We start from the raw sequence: 3,548 nt of genomic DNA on the forward strand, positions 1-3,548 counted from the left end.
GGTCGGGGCGGGGACGAGCACGGCGGCCAGCCGGCCGGGCAGCCGCACGCTGCCGGAACGGGCGACCTGCGCGATCGCCCCGCCGGTCGCGCCGGACAGCAGCATCTCGCCCAGCCGGTCCCACAGCCGCTCCAGTTCACCGGCCGCGGTGTACTGCTCGGACGCGTAGCCATCGGCGGAGGCCGCGGAGATGCCGTCGATGTAGGCGAACATCATCTCGGCGAGGGACACCAGCGCCGGGCCGTCCAGCCCGCCGCGGCGGGCCGCCGCCTCCCCGAGGCGGCGCCAGGAGACGCGGGCGCCCACCCGGTAGGCGCTCAGCAGGTTGTCCAACGACCGTCCCGCGTACACCTCGCCGCGGCCGAGACGGACATAGACCTCCCGGCTGGCGGCGAGGTCGAGAGTGCAGTGGGGACCGGCCTCGACCAGGCTGAGGAAGCGGAACAACGCCTCGTCGACTCCGCGGCGCACCCCATGGCCGAACTTGCCCTCCAGCGGGCGCGCGTAGGCGGGAACCTCCCGGGCGATCGCGGCGATGATCTCTTCACCCAGAGCGTCGAACTCGGCGGCGAGGATCTCGCTCAGCCCGGCTGGAAACTGTCCCATGGGAACAGTTTGCCGCCCGACAGTCGCAATCTCCCGCACCTCGTCCTCTGGGCGGGCCGCCCGTGATCGTCGCCGGCGGCCGGCGGAATCGGCTCCGGGCGGGCCGGGGCACGGCCTCCCGTGGCCATGACTTGGGATGGGTGTCCTCTTCGCCACCGGCGCGGCCCGCCGGGCAGTAGCGTTGGCAACTGTGTCCCCGCCTAGAGAACCCGGCCCGGCCGCGTCCACCGCGATGAAGTCGGCCCTGCCGGCATCCTCCTATCCGATCGAGCGGACCCGGCTCGGTAACGGCCTGCGCGTGCTGCTCGCCCCCGACCACACCGCGCCGGTGGTGGCCGTCTCGGTGCACTACGACGTCGGGTTCCGATCCGAGCCTGAGGGCCGTACCGGATTCGCTCACCTGTTCGAGCACCTGATGTTCCAGGGCAGCGAGAACGTCGGCAAGGCCGAGCATCCGAAGCATGTCCAGGCCGCCGGCGGAATCTTCAACGGATCGACGCACCCGGACTACACGGACTATTTCGAGCTGCTCCCGGCCGGGGCGCTCGAACTGGCCCTGTTCCTGGAGGCGGACCGGATGCGGGCACCGAAGATCACTCGCCAGAACCTGGACAACCAGATCGCCGTGGTGCAGGAGGAGATCCGGGTCAACGTCCTGAACCGCCCCTACGGGGGATTTCCCTGGATCAAGCTGCCGCCGGTCGCGTTCGACACCTTCCCGAACGCCCACAACGGCTACGGGGATTTCTCCGAGCTCGAGGCCGCGAGCCTGGACGACGCCGAGGACTTCTTCGACAAGTACTACGCACCGGGCAACGCCGTGCTGACCATCGTCGGCGACATCGACCCGGAGGAGACGCTTACCTTCGTCCGCCGGTACTTCGGTGACATCCCCGCCCGCTCGGTGCCGACGCGGGTGAGCTTCGCCGAGCCGGTGCCGAGTACCGAGCGCCGGGCGGTGCTCACCGACCCGCTCGCGCCGCGCGCCGCCCTGGCGGTCGGCTACCGGGTGCCCGACCCGATCGACGACCTGTCCACCTACCTGTCCTACTACCTGCTTACCGAGATCCTCAGCGACGGCGACGCCAGCCGGCTCGAACGCCGCCTGGTGCAGAAGGACCGTTCGGTCATCGGGGTGAGCACCTACCTCGGCACCTTCGGGGATCCGTTCGAGCAGCGTGACCCGCTGCTGCTGACCCTGGAGGCCCGCCAGTCCGAGGACGCGAGCGCGGACGCCGTCCTCGCCGCCGTCGACGAGGAACTGGCGCGGCTGGCGGGTGAGGGCCTGGCGGACGGCGAGCTGGAGCGGGTGCAGGCGCGGGTGGCGTCCTCGCTGCTGCGTGAGTCCGACGACGCGCTGGGACGGGCACTCGCCATGGCCGTGCACGAACTGCAACGGGGACGTCCCGAGCTGGTGAACGAACTGCCCGCGGAACTGTCCGCGGTGACCGGGGAGGCCGTCGCCGCGGCCGCCCGGGCGCTTCTCGACCAGGGCCGCTCGGTCCTGGAGCTGCGTGCCGGCGCCGCCTCATGAGCGGCAGCGCGCTGAGCTCGACGACCACCCGGGCGGCGGTCATCCCGGCCGTGCGCCCGACCGTCCCGGCGGAGCTGCCGGCTGTCACCGACCACACTCTCGACAACGGTCTGCGGGTGCTGGTGGTGGAGCGGGCCAGTGTGCCCCTGGTCGAGGTGCGGCTGCGGATCCCGTTCGCCGGCGTCGGCGCCGTGCACCAGGCCCGGGCCGAGGTGCTCGCGGAGACGCTGTTCACCGGATCACACCGCTTCGACCGGGTGGGCCTGGCCACCGAGGTCCAGCGCCTGGGCGGATCGTTGTCGACCGGGGTCGACGCCGACCGGCTGTCCATCGTCGGTTCCGCCCTCGCGGTGAACCTCGAACCCCTGTTGGGAATCATGGCCGAGGTGCTCCTCGGTGCCACCTACCCGGACGACGAGGTCGCCGGCGAACGCGACCGGATCGTCGAGGACACGGCGGTCGCCCGCAGCCAGCCCGCGGTCATTGCCCGGGAGGCGCTGCTCGGCCGGCTCTTCGGTGACCACCCCTACGCCACCGGCATCGCCGAGCCGGAGACCGTCGGACAGGTCGGTCCCGAGGACGTACGGGCCCTGCACACCGAACGGATCTCCCCGGCCGCCGCGATCCTCACCCTGGTCGGGGCCGTGTCGGCGCCGCGTGCTCTCGTGGCGGTCTCCGCCGCGCTCGGCGGTTGGACGGGCGGGCCCGCGCGGGCCGTCCCGCCGGTCCCGGCCCTCACCACCGGCCCGATCGTCATCGTCGACCGTCCGGGTGCCGTGCAGACCAACATCAGGCTGGGCGGACCGGCCCTGGGCCGCTCCGCGCCCGGATACCCGGCGCAGCGGCTGGCGAGTACCATCTTCGGTGGTTACTTCAGTTCCCGGCTGGTCAACAACATCCGCGAGGACAAGGGCTACACCTACTCCCCGCGCAGCTCGATCGATCACTACCAGGCGGGGTCACGGTTCACCGTCGCCGCGGACGTCGCCACCGAGGTGACCGGGCCCGCGTTGCTGGAGATCTTCTACGAGCTCGGGCGGATGGCGGTTCTACCGCCCAGCGAGGAGGAGCTCGACGCCGCCCGGCAATACGCCGTCGGCACGTTGGCACTGGGCAGTGCGACCGCCGCCGGTCTCGCCTCGACGCTGTCGGCGCTGGCCGGGGCCGGGATCGGGGTCGAGTACCTGCGTGATCACCCGCGCGCCCTCGCCGAGGTCGGCGTGGGCGACATTCAGGCGGTGTCGGCGGGCCTGCTCGCCCCGGCAAAGCTGATCACGGTGCTCGTCGGGGACGCGGCCAGGATTTCCGCGGCCGTGGGGGCACTGGGCATCGTCGCGTCCTGAGCACCGGGCCCGTCCCGGTCCCGGGGTCCCGGGTCCGGCGGGGCGTGCTCAGTGCCTGGTGGAGG

The 3,548-nt window shown here is 72.2% G+C and carries 3 protein-coding genes; 2 read left to right on the forward strand and 1 reads right to left on the reverse strand.

The genetic code is table 11. From position 1 onward, the window contains the following. Window positions 1-606: PucR-like N-terminal domain-containing protein (locus AC08OP_RS22750; RefSeq protein ID WP_476616036.1), on the reverse strand; the 606-nt coding region annotated here is incomplete at its 3' end. Window positions 607-838: 232 nt separating this feature from the next. Between AC08OP_RS22750 and AC08OP_RS22755 the strand changes: the two genes are divergently transcribed. Continuing rightward, window positions 839-2,140, forward strand: coding sequence for a M16 family metallopeptidase (locus tag AC08OP_RS22755; RefSeq protein ID WP_476616038.1), 1,302 nt, complete (start codon window positions 839-841; stop codon window positions 2,138-2,140). Continuing rightward, window positions 2,137-3,483 (forward strand): M16 family metallopeptidase, encoded by a 1,347-nt coding sequence (locus AC08OP_RS22760; protein ID WP_476616037.1) that lies wholly within the window; start codon window positions 2,137-2,139, stop codon window positions 3,481-3,483. Before AC08OP_RS22755 ends, AC08OP_RS22760 begins: the two co-directional genes overlap by 4 nt. Window positions 3,484-3,548: the final 65 nt, after the last annotated feature.

The sequence above is a fragment of the Frankia sp. CeRuru1 genome (assembly GCF_977966315.1).